Genomic DNA, 16,403 nt, shown 5'->3' with positions numbered 1-16,403 from the left:
CCCAGCCCCTGCTCCCGCCGTCGGCCCATCGGTTCCCTCCCGGGACACCCCCCGTGCACGGACGCGCAACCGCCCCGGCTCCCGCCGCCGTAGCGTCATGCGGCGCACCGGCCCGGCGGTCCGCCGCGACCGCCTCACCTTCCGCGGCCACGCCGACCTCACCGCGTCCTTCCGGAACTGACCGCCCCCACACCAGACGAAGGCCGACACACCCATGACCGAGCCCCGCGACGGGCAGCCACCCAGCGCCCCGGACGACCTGTGGTGCCCCTTCCCCTCCCTGACGAACCCCCACGCCGAGCAGGCCGACCGGCAGAGCCTGGACTGGCTGGCGCGCCACCGGCTGCTGGACGGGCGCCACCGGCAGTCCGACCGGATCGGCCGCCAGCGCAGCGGCCACCTGGCCGCGCGGACCAACCCGGAGGTCTCCGCCGGGATGCTGCGCCTGCTGTCCGACTGGTACGTCTGGCTCTTCGCCTTCGACGACGGGTACTGCGAGGACCGCGAACGCGGCGCCGCCCCCGGGCCGTTGGCCCGTACGACCGCCCTCCTCTCCCGGGTGGTCGACCCCGAGCCGCCCGGCGACGGGCTGCCCGGACCGGCCGGCGCCTACGCGACGGCCCTGCGGGAGATCCGGGACCGGGTCGCCGCGCGGGCCTCGCCGTCCCAGCTGTTCCGGTGGGAGTGCACGGTCCGCGACTACCTCTCCGCCCAGGTGTGGGAGGCCGCCAACCGGGAGGCGGGCACCGTACCGGGCCTGGCCGAGTACGTGGCCATGCGCCGGCACGCTGGGGCGACGTACACCTGCCTCGCCCTGGTCGACCTCGCGGCCGGCGACGAAGTGCCGGCCGCGGAGGCGGACGGACCGTCGCTGCGCAGGCTCAGGGACCTCACGGCGAACCTGGTGAGCTGGGACAACGACCTGTACTCCCACGCCAAGGAGGCCGCCGGCGGCCAGGGCCGCCACAACCTGATCGAGGTCCTCGCCCGCCACCACCGCTGCTCCCCGGCCGAGGCCCGACGGTCGGCCGTCGCCATGCGCGACGCCGAGATGCGCGCGTTCGTCGAGCTGAGCCGGACCGTCCGCACGGACGGCAGCGAGGCGGCCTCCGCGTACGCCCGCAGCCTCGGGCTGTGGCTGCGCGGGCACATCGACTGGTCGCGCGGCAGCTCCCGGTTCGACGTGCCGTCCCCCGCGGCGAGGCACTGATGCGCGAAGACGCCGCCCCGCCCGGCAGCGCGCCGCGCGCGCCCGGCCACCTGCCCCTGCTCGGCCACCTGCTCCCGCTGCTGACCCGCCCCGTGCCGTTCCTCCAGTCGCTCGCCGACCACGGCCCGGTGGTGCGGATCCACCTGTGGCGCAGGCCCGTTCACGTCCTCACCGACCCCGGGCTGGTGCACCGGCTGCTCGTCCAGGACGCCGCGAGGACCGAGAAGGGCTTCGTCTTCGACCAGGCCCGCGGCCTGCTGGGCAACGGCCTGTTCATCTCCGAGGGCGCGTTCCACCTCCGCCAGCGGCGCCTGGTGCAGCCGGCCTTCCACCGCGACGGCATCCGCCGGTACGCCGCCCTGGCCGCGCGGCTGGCAGCGGCCGCGGTGTCCCGCTGGGAGACCGGGCGGCCCGCGCCGATCGAGCCGCGGATGCACGGACTCGCCCGGGACATCGTGGTCGAGGCACTGTTCGCCACCCGCCTGAGCGCCGCCCAGAAGACCCGGATCGACCGCGCCGTGCCCGTCGTCCTCACCGGCTTCGTCCAGCGGGCGCTCTACCCGTCGCCGCTGCTGGAGAAGCTGCCCCTACCGGCCAACCGGCGCTTCGACGCGGCGGTCCGGGACCTGCGCACCGTCGTGGACGAGATCGTCGATCAGGCCGCCGCCCCGCAGCAGGGCCCGGACGGCACCCTGCTGTCCCTGCTGCTGACCACCCGTGACGAGGAGACCGGCCTCGCCATGCCACCGGCCCAGGTCCGGGACGAGGCCGTCTCGCTGCTCCTGGCCGGCACCGAGACGACCGCCACCACGCTCGCCTGGCTCTTCCACGAACTCGCCCGGCACCAGGACCTCCAGGACGAGCTGAGCGAGGAGGTGCGCGCCGTCGCCCCCGACGGTGCCGTGTCCCCGGACGACCTGCCGCTCCTGGAACGCACGGGCCACGCGATCAGCGAGACCCTCCGCCTCCACACCCCCAACTGGATCCTGATGCGCCGGGCGACGGAGCCCCTCCGGTACGGCGGCGTCGTCCTGCCCCCGGGGGCGGAGATCCTCTTCAGCCCGACCGCGCTGCACCGCTCCCCGCTGCTCCACCCCGACCCGTCGCGGTTCGACCCCGACCGCTGGCGCCAGTCCGCCGGCCACGCCCCACCCAGGCTGTTCATCCCCTTCGGCGCGGGCCGGCACAAGTGCGTCGGCGAGTCCTTCGCCTGGACCGAGATGCTCGTCGTCACCGCGGCCGTCCTCGCCCGCCTGCACCTCAGCCCGGCCACGGCCACCCCGCTCCGGGAGAGCGCCACCGCCGCCACCGTCCGCCCGCGCGGCCCGCTGCTCGTCGCCGAACCCCGGTGATCCGCCGGCGGCCGGCGCGTGCGCGCAGGGGCAGGCCCCGGTGCTCGGGTACGACGACCGGTCGGCGGACGTGGCGGCGGTGGCCGTACTGCCGTGAACCCGCCATTCCTGCGGATACCGGGGGATAACCCCACCCACGACCGGGTGGGTAGCGGCATCGTCGCAGGTGGTCCGCTCCGGAGAGGGTTGGGGCAGCGGCGTGACCCGCCGGCTTCCTCGACAAGCAACCGGAGTTGATGCATGCGCAATCAGGCGCAGCAGACCGTCCACCCGTCCCGCCCCAGGAAGGTCCTGGTGGCCGCGATGGCCGTCGGTGCCCTGACGACGGGGGTGCTGGCCCCCACCACGGCCTTCGCGGCACCGAAGCCGGACACCGTCCAGCAGGGCCTCGACGCACTGGTGCGGGACGACGGCATCGTCGGCACGCTGGCGAACGTCGAGAAGGGGCACGGCCGAGCCCGCAACTACACCGCCGGGGTGGGTGACCTGGCCACCGGGGCGAAGGTCCCGGTCGACGGTCAGGTGCGGATGGGCAGCAACACCAAGACGTTCACGGCGGTGGTCGTGCTCCAGCTGGTCGGAGAGGGGAAGATCGGCCTCGACGCGCCCGTCGAGACCTACCTGCCGGGCCTCGTCCGCGGGGACGGCATCGACGGGCGGAACATCACCGTCCGTCAGCTCCTCCAGCACACCAGCGGGCTCCCGGAGTACCTGCGGGGTGATGCCTCGTTCCACTACTACGAGCCGCGCGACCTCCTCGACAACGCACTGCGGTTCAAGGCCGACTTCGCCCCGGGCGACCGGTTCAACTACAGCAACACGAACTACCTCGTGGCCGGCCTGATCGTCCAACGGGTCACCGGCCGCCCGCTCGCGGCGGAGATCGACCGCCGCATCGTCAAGCCCGTCGGCCTGCGCCACACCTACTTCCCCGCTCCCGGCGACACGGCCATCCGCGAGCCCCACCCCAAGGGCTACTACCGCGAAACCCCCGACGCACCCCAGCAGGACGTCACCGAGACCGACCCCTCCTTCGGCTGGGCCGCCGGTCAGATGATCTCCACCAACTCCGACCTCAACCACTTCTTCTCCGCACTCCTCCACGGCGGCCTCCTCCCACCCGCCCAGCTCGCCGAAATGAAGAAGACCGTCCCCGCCGAGGCCGTCGGCCCCGGCGCCGCCTACGGACTCGGTCTCGTGAGCAGGCCCCTGCCCTGCGGCGGCCTCTACTGGGGCCACGGCGGCAGCTTCCCCGGCTACGAGACCCGCGGCGGCGTCACCGAGGACGGCAGCGCCGCGGCCAACATCGCCGTGACCTCCCGCCCGACCGACAAGGCCGCCCTGAGGCACGTCGAGAACGTCGTCGAAGCAGCCCTCTGCCGCTGAGGCCGCTCAGGCCGCTCAGGCCGCTCAGGCCGCTGCGCCCGGACAACACCGGCGTACGCACCGATGGTTCCGCGGTTCCGGCCTCCGGCCCGGGACGGGGTACTCCCCCGCTCCGGGCCGGAGGCCGTCTACCCGGCAGCTCCGCGATGCCGAAGGGCCGCATCAGCCTCAGCGGGTCGGCGCGCTCGAACGCCTCGTTGGCGAGCCGGTCCTGGCCGTCCGGCGTCACGCCCTCGGCCGGTCCGCCGGACGGAACCCGGACCGGGCAACGATCCGAGCGGACGCTCCCGCCGGGCGGAATCCGCACACGATTCGTACAGTGACAACTGCGGAGCGAGACCCCGCGTCCCCGCCATGGCGCAGCAGCGGTCCGGCTCGAACGGACCTGAGGCGGGACGCCGGCCGGCGCTGCCCATCAGAACCCGCCCGGCCGGAGCGAAGGACCGTGCCCACCCGCCGTTCCCCACCGGCTTCCGGTCACCCCTTCCCGCTGAGCAGTCCACACCGAGGAGCAGCAGGACGATGGCACGTACGGCAGCCACCAAGAGAACGGCGAGCGCCCGGCGGCGAGCGGGCGACACGGACGAGGCAAAGGTCGCCGATGCCTCGGTCAAGGCGGAGTTCCTCGGCGACGACACCCACATCGACCCCGGCTCTTCGAACAGCAAGGGGACCGTCTTCGAGAACGCCACGCTCGACTTGAGCCAGGGCACCGTGCAGCCTCCCGAACCGGTGGCGGGCGAGAAGGCGGTCCTCTCCTGGACGGTGACGAACCTCGGGCCCGACGACGTCACCTCCGCCGTCTGCGAGTACGACATGGGGGACGGTCTGAGCGAAGTCGACTTCACCATCGACGACAAGCGCGCCCCGGAGCACAAGCTGCCGCCCTTGAAGCGTGGCGAGAAAGCCGTGGTGGCCCTCACCGTGCAGATCGCACCGAACGCCGGCATCCCCCTGGGTGTCCTGTTCGGTGTCCACACCGCCGACGCGACGCCAAACCGGCAGACCATCGTGGACCCCGTGTCGAAGGTGGACCTCTCCCTGACGGGTGACTCCGCCGACGGCACGGTGCCGGCAGATCAACCCGTCAGTTTCCGTTGGAAGGTGGAGAGCCGAGGACCGTCCAGCGCAGAAATGGTGAGTGTACGGGCCGTCCTGCCTCCCGGGGTGCGCTTCGACTCCGCCTACGAGGACGAAGCCCCACAAACCAAGGGCACCCTACAAGCCGATGGCAGCGTCCTCTGGCAGCTCGGCTACCTGGACCCACCCCAATCGCGCACGGTGACGGTCAAGGCGAAGACCTCCCCGACCACACGGGACACCCTGGTCGCCACCGCCGTGGCGACCTTCAGCAGGCCGGACGGCTCTGGCAGTCCGGCAACCACCCCGCAGGTACCCGTCACCCTGAAGGTCCAGGAACTCGCCACGCTCACCTGCACAGCGGCCGCCGTCCCCCCGCAGACGGTCGCCGGGCGGGACGAGGTCACCTACACCTGGACCTTCCACAACGAGGGCCCCTCCGTCGTCCGGGGCCTCGCCGTCACCGCGACGCTGCCGGACGGTCTGGCTTTCGTCTCCGCCACTGACCACGGCACGCTCCAGAAGGGCGGCATCGTCAGCTGGGCGCTGCCCCCGGTCGAGTCCGGCGACACGTCCGTCGCCGTCACCGCGAAGGTCGACCCCGGGGCCCTCGGCCCGCTGACCGCCTCGGCGAAGGCCTCCGCCACGACCCTGGATGCCAAGACAAAGAAGCCGATCAAAGTCCCGGCGACCGAGGCGACCGTCACCGCCACCGCAGAGGCCGTGCTGTCGCTGCGCGCCGAAGCCACCGACCCGGCCCAGGTGGTGGCGGGTGACCGTGACCACCCCGCTGCCTTCCGGTGGACACTCACCAACAAGGGAAGTTCCACGGCGACCGGCGTCACCGCACGGGTCACCCTGCCGCCCGGCGCCACCTTCGTGTCCGCCACCCCGACAGCCACTGTCAAGGGCACGGACATCAGCTGGGATCTGGGCCCCCTCCCGCCGAACTGCCCGGCCGACCTCACCCTCCGTGTCTGGCCCGCCCCGGAGGTTCGCGGCTCGCTCACCCTCAAGGCCGGCGCTGAGGCGCAGACACTCGACCCCCGCACCGGGAAGCCGGCCAGAACGCCCGAGGCACCGGCCACGGTCCAGGTGGCGGTGCAGGACCGACTCGAGATCATCGAGACCCGGTTCAGCCCGGACACGGTCCAGGAGGGCGACCAGCTCGCCCTGGCCTGGAATGTGAGGAACACCGGTCCGTCCCTGGCCCGCAACGTGACCCGTACGGTCAAGCTGCCGAGCGCCCTGAGCCTCGCCGACGGCCAGCAAGCCACCTATCCTCAGGAGGAGTTGGCGCCCGGCAAGGCCGGCGGATGGTTCACGGTCGTCACGACGGTCGGCGACACGCAGGACCACCAGGTCACCGTCACGGGCCTGTTCACCCGCGATGGCTCCACCGAGGCGACCAGCAAGGACATCACCATCCCCGTCAAACAGGGGAAGGGTAACTTCCGATTCCCCTTCGACTTCGGGCCCTTCGGCTTCCCGCCCCCGTTCGGCGGCGAAGGCAGCGGAAAGGACCACGACGAGTCGGACGACGATGACGACGACGAGAAGGACAAGACCACCACACTGAAGTTCACCAAGGCGAAAGCCGATCCGGAAACGGTCGACCCCGGCAAGTTCCTGACCTACTCCTGGACCCTCAAGAACACCGGTCGCAACGTCACCGCCAAGAACATCTACGTGTCGATCACCCTGCCCGCCGACGTCAAGCCGACGGAGGTTCACGGGCTGCCCGCTACCCCCACCCCCAAGATGATCATCGGCTATCTGGGTTCGCTCGCCCCGGGCAAGACCCAGGACTTCTCGGTGAAGACCGTCGTCGACGACGGTGCCACCGGCTCGCTGCCCGCCCGAGCGTACGCCTGTTCCGCACAGGCCCGCCCGGCCTGGAAGACCGCCGAGGCCACCGCCCGCGTCTCGTCCCAGCTGGACCTGACCGGGGCGGTAACCCCGAACCCCGCCGACGCCGGAAAGCGGATCACCTACCACTGGACGCTGGCCAACAAGGGGCCCTCCGACGCGTCCGGGCTCACCGTCCGGATCACCATGCCCGACCAGGTGTCCGACCCGAAGGGCCTGGTCACCGAAGGCGGATCGCAGACGGCACGTTGGGACGAGCCGAAGAGGCAGCTCGTCTTCGACTCCCTCGGCACGCTGTCGAACGGCCAGCAGCTGACCTTCGAGGCCACCGCCACCGTTCGCAAGGATGCCGCCGGCCCGCTGGAGGCGACCGCCCACGCCCAGGCCACCGACGCCGCCGACGCCAAGAACACCCTGACGGCCGAGGTCAAGGTCGCGTTGAGCCTCACCGGCGAGGCTGTCCCGCCTGCGGTGGTCGCCGGGCGCGACCTGACCTACGTGTGGACCCTCGCCCACGCCGGCGGGCCCGCCGCAGAGAAGATCGACCTCGCCGCCGGCCTGCCGGCCTCCCTCACCTACCGCGCTTCCTCCCACGGCGGAGCGACGTCGGACGGCAGAAGGGTCCAGTGGCCGCCGATCGACCTCAAGCCGGGCGAGCAGCGCGCGGTCACGGTCACGGCCCTCGTCGACCCGGCCGCCAAGGACATCCCCGCCGTGACCGCCACCGCCAAGGCGGGCGACACCGCCGACGCCACGGGCCGGATCGGCTCGGTGCAGGTCACCCGGGCGAGCGCGCTCACGCTCAACGGCATCGGCACCCCCAGCCCGGTGACGGTGGGCGAACATGCCTCGCTCGTCTGGACGGTGGTCAACCGCGGCCCGTCGGTGGCCTCCGGCGCCGTCGCCGACCTCACGCTGCCACCCGAACTGAGCAATCCCAAGATCACCGTCTCGAACGGCAGGAAGGCGCCCGTCCAGGCCAGTCCGACATCCCTGCCCGACCTCAAGCCCGGCCTGTCCGTCACCGTGACCGCCACCGGCACCACCACCGCCGACGACCTGACCCGGGCGCCGGGCACGGTGAGCGGACGGGCCGTGGTCAAGGAGGAGGGGCAGACTCCGGCCGACGCGGCCGCGCGGATCGAGATCGACTCCGACGCCGTCCTGACCCTCACCCCGGACCCGGACACCGCCGACCTCCGCACCTTCGATGCCGGTGCCACCGTCCCGTTCACCTGGACGGTCGCCAGAACCGGCACCTGCGCCACCGGCCCCGCCTCCCTCCAGGTCGCCCTGCCCCCGGAGCTCACCGTCACCGAGGCCCTGATCGACGGCCAGGCCCCGTCCTCGCTGTCGCAGAGCGACGGACACCTCACCCTCGGCCTCGACGGCCTCGCCACCGGGAAGCAGACCGTGCGGGTCACCTGCCGGGTGTCGCCCCGAGCTCCCGCCACCACGGCGAAAGGCCCCGATCCACTCGCCGTCACCGCACTGCTCTTCGCGGACGGCGCGAGCCCGGTCATCCACACCGCACGGCTGAACGTCACCGTCCGCAGCACCGTACGGATCAGCGCCTTCCAACTCCCCTACCCGGTCACCGCCGGCGGCGAGAGCGTCCTGGTCTGGTCCCTCGGCAACGACGGGCCCTCCAGCGCCCGGGACACCTCGTTCGTCCTGACGCTCCCGAAGGACTTCGCCTTCCTGGACGCCACCGTCGACACCGCCCCGCGCAGCGGCACCGTCGATCCGGCGCACCCCGGCCGGTGGACCGTTCCCGTGGGAGAGCTCGCACCGGGCGAGGCCGCGCAGATCGCCGTACGGGTCGCCGTCTCCCCCGACCCGGCCGGCCCGAAGGCCGCCGTCACCCGGTCCGCCACCGTCGGCACCACGACCGGTCTGGCCTCCGGCAGCGACCCCGTGCCCATCGGCAGCACCGCGCAGGTCGCGATCACCACGACGGTCTCTCCCCCCGCACCCCTGGTCGGCGACAACGTCACCTACGTCTGGAACCTCACCAACACGGGCCAGAGCACCGTACGCGGGGCCACCTTCGAGGTCACCGTGACGGGCGAAGGGTTCGTCCCCGACCACGGATCCACCGTCGCCAAGGTCACCCCGTCCGAGGACGGGAAATCCCTCACCGTCGTCTTCGTCGTCCCCGCGCTCGCGTCGGTGGCCGAGCAGACGTTCACCCTGGTCGGGAAGGCCACCACGGCCGTCATTCTGGTGGCCATGCCCGTGGTCAAGGACGGGACAGGCAAAGCCCTCCAGCCTCCGGGCCCTGAGAAGCGCACGCAGGTCGGCCGCATCACCACGCCCCCGCGTACGACACGGACCTCCCGCACCGCGCCTCGCCCGACGGACGCGAAGCCCCGCCGGGCCGCAGCCAAGCGCACGACGCCCGCCAAACGCACGGCGGCGCCCGCCGGGCGACGCAAGCGCCTCCCCGCCTCCTGAACCGCCCTCCGGCCGCACCCGGTCGCGCGCAGCCCCCTCGCCTCCGACCCGCGCGGGCCCATCGGGCCCCGAAAGAAGTCACCCCATGCCCGAGCCCTCCGCACACCGATACCCGTCCGTCCTCGCCATGGGCCTCGCGGCCGTGTCCCTGGCCGCCTGCTCCGGCACTCCGACCGCCGACCCACAGGCAGCACCGCAAGCCCCACAGCTCCCCGCGCTCCTGGAATTCGGGGAGCCGCAGTGGAAAGGCGCGGACGCCTATGCCGCCTACATCGCGTCGATCCGCGACGCCGTGGCACCCGCTGCTGACGTGGAGATCTCCGTCGGCATGCGAAGGCTGCACGTCAGCCCGTCTATTCAGCAGAAGGTGGTGGACGCCAAACCCAAGAATCCCAAGTCATACACGACGGAGGACTTCGTCGGGCTCCGGATCACCAGCCGCGACCAGTCGCAGCACATCACCTTCCTGATGCGCAAGGACGACCTCTACGTCATCGGCCTGTACAACGAGGACAAGAACAGCTACATCCGATTCGAAACACCCGAGCAGAAATGGCGCGACTATCCCTTCCCTGCCGATCGGACCGGCAGCTGGACGAAGGGCATGCAATACCCCAAGCTCTGCGAAAAGATCAGCTCTGGAAGGCTGGAGATAACGGACAACAGCCTGAACAGCGCGGTCAAGGAATTCGCCGACAAGGGCAACGGAGCTGACGGAGCATCCCTGTGCCAACCGGCCGTTCTCTTCGCCGAAGCCGCACGGTTCGCCCCGATCACCGAAGCGGTCCAGGCCGGATGGCCACAGGCCGGCAAGGCCACCACCCTGAACACAGACCTGCTGAACTACATGACGAATTGGTCCGATATGTCGAAGTATGCCTTCTGGAAACCGGCGCAGAAGAGCTCCCGGGGAGAGAAGGACAGATTCGGCGCCAATGACTTCAACGTCGGCCCGCAGGAACCCCCGCAGTACGTCCACCGCACGGCGGTGAAGCCGATCGTGTTCGAGGTCGTCAGCGTCTACAACGGCAACGGCAGCAGAGCGGGGCGATGCGGCGGGGTGTTCGTCGCGGACAAGAAGGGAGACGGCCCTTGCGCGCCCGCACCCGGCGACTCCTGATGGTCCACCTCACTAGCCGTACCTGCCCCAGCGCCGTACCCGAGCAGCGTTCAGATTCAGATTCATGTTCACACCCCGATAGCCACGGGTAGGCAGCGGATCACCGAACGTAGGCAGCGGAAGGGAACCGGAATGAGCGGTCAGCCGGGAGTGACGACGGACGCCGGCGATGTCCAGGCTGCGGCACCGTACGACGAGGCCGATGTCATCTTCCACGGCGGTGAGATCGTGACGGCGGCCGCCGACTCCCAGGAGTCCGATCCCCGTCCCGAGGCGGTGGCCGTCAAGGACGGAGTCATCGTTCACGTCGGCGACTACCAGGAGGCCGTCGACCGCTGGCAGGGCCCGCGGACGAAGGTGCGGGACCTCGCCGGGCGCGCGCTGCTGCCCGGGTTCATCGACGCCCACGGCCACCTGGGCGGCATCGGGCTGCAGGCCACCCTCGCCAACCTGCTGGCCGCCCCCGACGGCGACGTCACGGACATCGACTCGCTCCTGAACAAGCTGCGCGCGTGGGCGAAGACACCGGTGGGCGCCTTCTCCAAGTGGATCATCGGGTTCGGTTACGACGACGCCATGCTCGCCGAAGGCCGGCACCCCACCCGCGAGGATCTCGACAAGGTGTCCACCACCCGGCCGGTGCTGGCCATCCACCAGTCCTTCCACCTCGGGGCCGTGAACAGCCGGGGCCTGCGAGAGTTGGGCTACACCAGGGCCACCGCCGACCCGGACGGCGGCGTCATCCGACGCCAACCCGGCCCCGTGGCCCGGCCGTTCGGCGAACCCAACGGCGTCCTGGAGGAGACGGCCTTCAGTCCGGCCTCCGAAAAGGCCACCGAGGGGCTGCCGTTGACCGCGATGGCCGCCCTCTTCAGCAAGGGCGTGGCGTCGGCCGCGAGCTTCGGCTTCACGACCGTCCAGGAGGGCGGCGCCACACTGAAGAACCTGAAGGCCCTGCGGGACGCCGCGGCCCTCAAACCCTTCAAGATCGACGTCGTCGCCTACGCACGGGCCGACGAGGCCACGGCCTCACCGGAGCCGGACCCGGTCGGCGTGAGCCAGGAGTACCACCGCGGCGTGCGCGCTGCCGGCGTCAAGATGTACCTGGATGGATCCCCGCAAGGCCGCACGGCCTGGCTCACCAAGCCCTACGAGGAGCGGCCGGAAGGCACTCCCGAGGGCTACTGCGGCTACCCCACCATCGAGGACCCCAAGGTCGTCCTGGACCAGGTGAGCACCGCGTACGCCAGGGGCTGGCAGGTGCTGGCGCACGTCAACGGGGACGCCGCGATCGACCAGTTCATCGAGGCGGTCCGGACCGCCTCCGCCGAGGTCGAGCCCGCCGACGCCGACCGGCGGACGGTGGCGATCCACGCCCAGACCGCCCGCGAGGAGCAGATCGAGGACTTCGCCCGCCTGGGCGTCATCCCGTCCTTCTTCTCCATGCACACGTACTACTGGGGCGACTGGTACCGCAAGACCGTCCTCGGGCCGGAGCGGGCCGCCACCATCTCCCCCGCCCGCTGGGCCGTGGACCGGGGGATGGTCTACACCTCGCACCACGACGCCCCGGTGGCCCTGCCCAACTCGATCGCCATCCTCTCCAGCCAGGTCACCCGCCGCACCCGCACCGACCAGGTCGTCCTCGGGCCCGAGCAGTGCGTGTCGGCGTTGGACGCGGTCAAGTCCATCACCATCCACGCCGCCCACCAGTACTTCGAGCAGGACCGCAAGGGCAGCATCGAGGTCGGCAAGCTCGCCGACCTGGTGATCCTCTCCGCGAACCCGCTGACGGTCCCGCCGGAGGAGATCAAGGACATCGCCGTCGCCGAGACCATCAAGAAGGGCACCACCATCCACCCCGCCACCGCGGCCGGCACCGACGGCGACGCCTCCGAGGCCGGACTCGAGACCCCGACGGACTACCAGTGGCACGGCTGCTGCTGACATCGCGTCCCGGGTTGCGGCTACCCAGGGCCTCCGGGCTCGGGTGGCCGCACCGTGCGTGCCGTGCGCGGCGGGCGGGGGCTGGGGGCGCCCCCACCCGTCACGGCCGGTCAGCGGGCGAGGACGTGGCCGTCGTCGGGTCGGTGGTCGCGGGAGCGGCGCAGGTCGGCGCTGGCATAGGTGCGTTGCAGCCAGCGGTCCGCCCCGTCGTAGCGGGGCCGGAAGGCGGTACGGCCGTGGACGGTGACGCGGTTGTCGATGACGACCAGGTCGCCGGGGGCCAGGCGCAGGGTGCGGGCGGTCGCCTCGCAGGCCCGGCCGAACGCGGCCAGCGCGGCGGCGGCCCGAGGGGTGAGCGGGGTGGTGACGAGTTGGGCCATGCGGATGTCGGGGTCCTCGGCCGCACCGGACAGCACCGGTCGGGGTTCGGCTCCGGCCCCGCTCGCGGCGTCGGGGCCGAAGGAGGGCGGCGGCGTGGTGCGGAACTCCGGTGCGGACAGGGCCTCCCGCTCGGCCGGGGTGAGGAGGGGCAGTGCCTGGCGGATGCCGGCGACGCGCATCCCGGCGGTCCGGTCGTGGTCGGCGCGCAGGCACAGGAAGACCACGTAGTCCGGCGGGTGGGGGTGGAAGCCGTTCTCGGTGTGGAAGGACAGCGGCACCGATCCGGCGTTGCCGTGGAAGGCCTCCTGCCCGGGCACGGGCACGACGTCCTGCACCAGGGCCCCCGACTTCTCGGCCAGGTAGGCGAGCGGCTCGCCGAGCCCGCAGGCCACCATGGTGAGCAGCGCGGCCGGGACGGTCGCCTGCCGCTGGACCGAGCCGGGTACGGCCGGTGTCGGGGGCAGGGCCGCCCGGTCGACGGGCAGGCCGCCGATCACCAGGGTGCCGCGCGGGCCGGAGTGCCGTCGGAACCGACGCACCGCCCGGCGCAGCGGCAGCGGGAGTTCGTCCCAGGCGTCCCGGGCCCGTGCCACCCACGCGGGGCTGTCGACCTGGTCGCCCCCGTCGGCGGACAGGGTCCGGGCCAGTCGCTCGCACGTGTCGGCGTCGGCCGGGCCCAGGTTCCAGTCCGCGGCGGCGGCGGTGTTGTGGGTGGTGCCGGGCATCGGGTCTCCTGCCGGGGGTGTGGACGGGCGGACGCGCGGACTCACGAGTGGCGCAGGCCGGCCACGGCGTCGGCGACGTAGTGGTCCCCGAATCGGATCAGGGGGGCGTACTGGGCCGCGCGGCGGTGGCGCATCTGCCGTAGTTCGGCGACGGCGTTGTCGGGGCCCTCGGGCCGCTGGGCGATGGAACGGCGCAGCCGGACCATCGAGTACGCGAGGGTGACGTGCCGTTCGGCGTCCACGATGTCGGCTTCCAAAAGGGCGTCCCGCACCTCGGCCAACTCGGGCTCGCGGTCCGCCAGTTGCCCGTACGAGTCGGGAACTAGCGTCAGCAGGTCCTTCATCGCCGCCCGGAAGAGCTTGTACCCGCGGTGCTGGCGCCCGCTGAGCGGGATGTCCGTCGACGGCGGCGCCATGGTCCGGCGGATCGCGGCCATGTAGTAGTCGGCCGGGATCGTACTGGCGTGGTTCATGGCCGCGGGGAAGCCGCGCACGTACTCCGTCGCGTCCGCCAGCCGCCCCAGTGCCGCGTCGCCGTCACCGTCGCGCAGGTGGCGGGTGGCGTCGGCCACGGCGACCGCGGCGCAGACGTTGAACAGCACGTGGACCTGGTGCCCGATGAGCCAGCGCGCGCTCCATGCGCTCTCCAACGACGGCCCCGCACCGGGCTCCGGGACGGCCGGCGCCGGAACGGGCCCGGATTCGGTGCCCGGCGCGACTCCGGTGAGGTCGAGCACCGACCGCCGCATCCCGGCCAGCTCCAGCGCCAGGTCGGCACCCGACAGCGGAGCCTCGCAGAGGTCCTCCAGGCCGCGGTGAATCACCAACAGGCCGTGCAGGGCGGCCTGCTGGTCCGACAGCTCCACCTCGCGGACGCGGAAGTACGACTGACTGGTCGACTCCGCCGGCACGTCCTCACCCGCCAGGGCCGGAGCCAGCGCCTCCAACGCGGCCCCCACCTCGCCCGCTGCCGCGGCGGCCTGCCGGAGCGCGGCGGTCCGCTCGACCGGTCCGGCATGGGTGGCCACCCCGTCCAGCACGCGCGCGGCCCGCCCCGCCGCGGCGGCGACCCGCGGCCCCAGCACCGGGTCGGGCCGCCCGCCCCGGGGCTCACGGAAGACAGCGACAGGAGGATGACCGGCGACCGGCGACAAGCCCATGGTTGGGATAGCTTGCCAGGAACACGCCAGACGAAACCCTGATCCTTACGTCGATTCGTCTTCCGCGCACCGACGTTGGAAGCCCGGCCGGCGAGAATCGACGGGCCTGGCCCGTACCCCGAACCCAACTGTCCGACGCGACGCGGTGCTCCTGCACCCACCCCCGCAGAGGTCGCCGACGCCATCGCCGGGCCGAACCTCCGCGGCGACGGCGCCACGGTCGTCCGCTCCCGCCGCCTGGTCGCATTGTCCGCCCCCAGCGGCCCGGTGACCTGCGGTTTCCTCACCGGAACGGGGCAAGCACCGGCGGGTCACCCCGCATGCGGGGCGGTGGCACCTCTGTTTGACTGAGGACGGATGATCCCCGCCCCGAGAGGGAGCACGCCCATGCCCGTGGCCACCGGAAGAGGCCCGGCCATCCTCGCCGCCGTGGCCGCCGCACTCCTGACCGCACTCCTGCCGGTCCCGGCGTCCCCAGCGGCCGCCGCCGCACCGGCCGACGGGGCCGGCCGACCGGAGCACGCACGGACCCGGGCCGCGATGGAGCGGGCGGTACGGGACGGTGCGCCCGGGGTCCTCGTCACCGTGGCCGAGGGCGAAGGCCGATGGGTGGGAACGGCAGGGGTGGCGGACCGCAGGACGGGACGCCCGCCCCGTCCGGCGGACCACTTCCGGGTGGGCAGCATCACCAAGACGTTCACGGCCGTGCTCGTGCTCCAGCTGGAGGCGGAGGGGCGGCTCGGCATCGACGACACCGTGGAGAAGTGGCTGCCGGGCCTGGTCCGGGGCCACGGCCACGACGGCCGCCGCATCACCGTCCGGCAGCTGCTGAACCACACCAGCGGTGTGTACAACTACCTCAACGACCCCGCCCTGCACCAGATCGGGCCGATCTGGCTCGAGCACCTGCACGACACCTGGACACCCGAGGAACTCCTGGCCGTCGCGATGTCGAAGCCACCCACGGCCGACCCCGGCGAGAGGTTCGTGTACTCCAACACCAACTACCTCCTGGCCGCGATGATCGTGGAGCGGATCACCGGCAGCTCCTACGAGCACGAGCTGCGCCGTCGCATCATCGACCCGCTCCACCTGCGGGGCACCGACTCGCCCGGAACCCGCGAGTCGCTGCCCCGGCCGTCCGGCCGGGACTACTCCACCGCCCAGGTCCAGTTGCCCCCGCCGGGCGTCGACGTCACGGAGTTCAACCCCTCGGCGATCCGCGCCAGTGGCGAGATCATCAGCACGGCCGACGACCTCGACCACTTCTACCGTGCCCTGCTCACCGGCCGGCTGCTGCCCCAGGCGCAGCTGCGGGAGATGACCACCACCGTGCCCGCCGGCATCGACGACCAGGGCCTCGGCATCGCCCGCATGACCACCTCCTGCGGGGTCGAGCTCTGGGGGTACCGCGGCGGCGGCTACGGCTTCGAGGCCCTCGCGGTCTCCACCCGCGACACCCGCCACCGGATGACCGTCTACTTCAACACCGACAGCCTCGCGCTCCAGGGCGCGGCGGCCCGGGACCTCGCCGACGCGGAGTTCTGCCAACACTCATGACCCGGGGCCAGACGCGTACGCCTGACGGTCACCCCCGCAGGCCGTGGGGGGGCGCCCCCCCGGGGGGGGGGGGGCCCCCCCCGGGGGGGGGGCGGGGGGGGGGGGCGGCGGGGGGGGGGGGGGGGGCGGGCGGCCGGCCCCCCGCCGGGGGGGCCG

General features: G+C 72.5%; 9 protein-coding genes. 7 read left to right on the top strand and 2 right to left on the bottom strand.

Annotated features, from left to right (window positions below; genetic code table 11):
* The first annotated feature begins 214 nt into the window (after positions 1 to 214).
* From ACLWS4_RS34215 to ACLWS4_RS34190, 6 genes are all read left to right on the top strand, one after another.
* Positions 215 to 1,210 carry a terpene synthase family protein gene (locus ACLWS4_RS34215; RefSeq protein ID WP_416876156.1) on the top strand — a complete coding sequence of 332 codons (996 nt, stop codon included), beginning with the start codon at positions 215 to 217 and terminating at the stop codon, positions 1,208 to 1,210.
* Complete coding sequence (locus ACLWS4_RS34210; protein WP_416876155.1) at positions 1,210 to 2,562, top strand: cytochrome P450; 1,353 nt, start codon at positions 1,210 to 1,212, stop codon at positions 2,560 to 2,562. Before ACLWS4_RS34215 ends, ACLWS4_RS34210 begins: the two co-directional genes overlap by 1 nt.
* Before the next feature lie 240 nt (positions 2,563 to 2,802).
* The gene (locus tag ACLWS4_RS34205; protein WP_416876154.1) at positions 2,803 to 3,948 is read left to right on the top strand and encodes a serine hydrolase domain-containing protein; all 1,146 of its coding nucleotides are present in this window, start codon (positions 2,803 to 2,805) and stop codon (positions 3,946 to 3,948) included.
* A 522-nt stretch (positions 3,949 to 4,470) separates the two neighbouring features.
* On the top strand, positions 4,471 to 9,354 hold the full coding sequence (locus ACLWS4_RS34200) for a hypothetical protein (protein WP_416876153.1): 4,884 nt from the start codon (positions 4,471 to 4,473) through the stop codon (positions 9,352 to 9,354).
* Positions 9,355 to 9,439: 85 nt separating this feature from the next.
* Positions 9,440 to 10,474, top strand: coding sequence for a ribosome-inactivating family protein (locus ACLWS4_RS34195; protein WP_416876152.1), 1,035 nt, complete (start codon positions 9,440 to 9,442; stop codon positions 10,472 to 10,474).
* Between the two features lie 132 nt (positions 10,475 to 10,606).
* Positions 10,607 to 12,421: an amidohydrolase gene (locus tag ACLWS4_RS34190; RefSeq protein WP_416876151.1), complete on the top strand. Its 1,815-nt coding sequence runs from the start codon at positions 10,607 to 10,609 to the stop codon at positions 12,419 to 12,421.
* A 110-nt stretch (positions 12,422 to 12,531) separates the two neighbouring features.
* On the opposite strand, the gene ACLWS4_RS34185 is transcribed toward ACLWS4_RS34190, so the two are convergent.
* Together ACLWS4_RS34185 and ACLWS4_RS34180 are read right to left on the bottom strand one after the other, a co-directional pair.
* Entirely contained in the window at positions 12,532 to 13,527 is a 996-nt protein-coding gene (locus ACLWS4_RS34185) for a TauD/TfdA family dioxygenase (RefSeq protein ID WP_416876150.1), read from the bottom strand.
* A gap of 41 nt (positions 13,528 to 13,568) precedes the next feature.
* A complete protein-coding gene (locus ACLWS4_RS34180) occupies positions 13,569 to 14,612 on the bottom strand; it encodes a hypothetical protein (RefSeq protein ID WP_416876149.1) in 1,044 nt (347 codons plus the stop codon).
* A 462-nt stretch (positions 14,613 to 15,074) separates the two neighbouring features.
* On the opposite strand from ACLWS4_RS34180, the gene ACLWS4_RS34175 reads away from it, so the two are divergent.
* Positions 15,075 to 16,247 carry a serine hydrolase domain-containing protein gene (locus ACLWS4_RS34175; protein ID WP_416876148.1) on the top strand — a complete coding sequence of 391 codons (1,173 nt, stop codon included), beginning with the start codon at positions 15,075 to 15,077 and terminating at the stop codon, positions 16,245 to 16,247.
* Positions 16,248 to 16,403: the final 156 nt, after the last annotated feature.

Origin of the sequence: Kitasatospora sp. SC0581 (genome assembly GCF_048159585.1) — a bacterium.
GTDB lineage: Bacteria > Actinomycetota > Actinomycetes > Streptomycetales > Streptomycetaceae > Kitasatospora.
The sequence above is the reverse complement of the archived record's forward strand: the minus strand, read 5'-3'. Positions and strand labels throughout refer to the sequence as shown.